General features: G+C 61.5%; 2 protein-coding genes. Both read left to right on the top strand.

Going from position 1 to position 1,461, the window contains the following annotated elements:
* Positions 1-560, top strand: a 560-nt coding sequence (locus B3873_RS23190) for a diguanylate cyclase (RefSeq protein ID WP_286869277.1), incomplete at its 5' end; no start/stop codon positions are given.
* Between the two features lie 385 nt (positions 561-945).
* A partial coding sequence (locus B3873_RS23185) for a sigma-70 family RNA polymerase sigma factor (RefSeq protein ID WP_240733867.1) occupies positions 946-1,461 on the top strand: 516 nt, incomplete at its 3' end.

Below are 1,461 nucleotides of genomic sequence, written 5' to 3'. Positions count from 1 at the left end.
AGGCCATGCTGGATGGGATGACCGGCATTCCCAACCGGCGCTACCTGGATGAACAGCTGCAACTGGCCATGCGCAATGCCAGCCGCAGCAAGAGCGCCCTGTCGCTGGTGATGTTCGATGTCGATTTCTTCAAGAAGTACAACGACCTGTACGGCCACATCCAGGGCGACTACTGCCTGCAGGACGTGGCCCGCACCCTGCGCGGGATGCAGCGCCGGCACGGCGACCTGGCAGCACGCTACGGCGGTGAGGAATTTGCGCTGCTGCTGCCCGACACTGATCTCGACAATGCCCATCGCATCGCCCAGAAGGTGCTTGATGGTGTGCGTACACTGGCGATCCCGCATCAGGGCAATGCCGGTGGCGTGGTCACCATCAGCGCCGGCGTGATGAGCTGCGTGCCACGGCCCGAGATGCGCATCGAAGATCTGTTCGCGGGGGCCGACCGCGCACTCTATCGCGCCAAGGAACGCGGCCGCGACCGGGTGGAAGACTGCCAGTTGCCGCGTCCGGTAACGCCTTCGATCAAACCGGATGCAGCCGCAGGAAATTTGCAGTGAAGCGCCCAGAACTCAACCAATAACTCGCAATAAAAATGGATGACATCCGGTGCGAATGAGATCACCAACATGTCTCCGCAGCTGACAAAACACTGACTGCGGGAGCGATCTCGTCACGGAATCTCCATCGAAACTTTACACTTTGGTCACACAACGGACTAAGTCAATCGACCGGAAATGCCTGTCCATGCTGATTAAAAGCGGGCTCAGATGCACGGCGCATCCATGGTCGCAGGCAGTTTTTTCACAACTGTGAATTTCTCTTATAATTTGCAGCGCATCCCGTCCTTAGACAAGAGCGGACTGGTGATGAGACCAGCATGGCCACCACGGCCTCCTCCTCGAAAATTACTCGCATTTCTAACCCCACATGAGTTCACATCTGATGTCCGATCCGCTCGGCGCCATGAACCAGATCGAAGCCATGTTCATCGAACACCATGGCTGGTTGCGCACGCGCCTGCGGCGCAGCGTGGGGGATGCCTTTGCCGCCGAGGACGTGGCCGCGGAAACCTTCACCCAGTTGCTCACCTCGCCGCCGCAGGAAGTGCGCGAACCGCGCGCGCTGCTGACCACGATCTCGCGCCGCATCGTCTACGAGCTGTGGCGACGCCGCGATCTGGAGGAAGCCTGCCTGCAAGCGCTGGCGCACACCAACGGCGAGGCCCAGGCCATCTCGCCCGAAGACCAGCTGCAACTGCTGCAGGCCCTGCGCGCCATGGACCAGGCGCTGGCCGGGCTGACCGCCAAGGAATGCGCGGCCTTCCTGCTTTACAAGCTCGACGGCCTGACCTACCAGGCCATCGGTGAACAGTTGCGCATCACGCCCAGCGTGGCCCGCCGCTACGTCGCCAAGGGCCTGCTGCAATGCTACAAGGCCGCCGGCTTCGCGCCGCTGGGG

This window comes from Herbaspirillum sp. UBA812 (assembly GCF_002296545.1).
Classification (GTDB): domain Bacteria; phylum Pseudomonadota; class Gammaproteobacteria; order Burkholderiales; family Burkholderiaceae_D; genus Herbaspirillum; species Herbaspirillum huttiense.
This window is presented reverse-complemented; position numbering and strand designations above follow the sequence as displayed.